Annotated in this window: 1 protein-coding gene; it reads right to left on the bottom strand. The window is 46.7% G+C overall.

Going from position 1 to position 330, the window contains the following annotated elements:
* Positions 1-138: 138 nt before the first annotated feature.
* On the bottom strand, positions 139-330 hold a 192-nt coding region (locus KDH83_RS32165; protein WP_212323272.1), incomplete at its 5' end, for a hypothetical protein.

Here is a 330-nt window from a genome sequence, read left to right as displayed (position 1 = left end):
AGCTTACCCACATCGAAACCAGACAAGCCTATTTTATCGAGAGTTTCTGAAGCGCCCGTTCTACATCCAAGAACAGAAATCAGAATCGCAAGAGACCCGCATAGCTTCGAGCCTCGCATTCCCAGGAAGATAACATCCTTAATTCGTACTCATTTTTCCGATAGAATTTTCTCTATAAATGATCGGAGCCACTATAGTTTCGCTCCGTTGCCGACGCATTCTCTCTGCCATGTCATTCAAAGCCTCGACCAAAGCTCTCGGCTCGTCTGAAACTGAGAGGGAAACCGTAGTTCCCATTCCAAACAACGACGGCGACTCATCCTTTTCGAT

Origin of the sequence: Achromobacter sp. Marseille-Q0513 (assembly GCF_018195695.1) — a bacterium.
Classification (GTDB): domain Bacteria; phylum Pseudomonadota; class Gammaproteobacteria; order Burkholderiales; family Burkholderiaceae_B; genus Achromobacter.
This window is presented reverse-complemented; position numbering and strand designations above follow the sequence as displayed.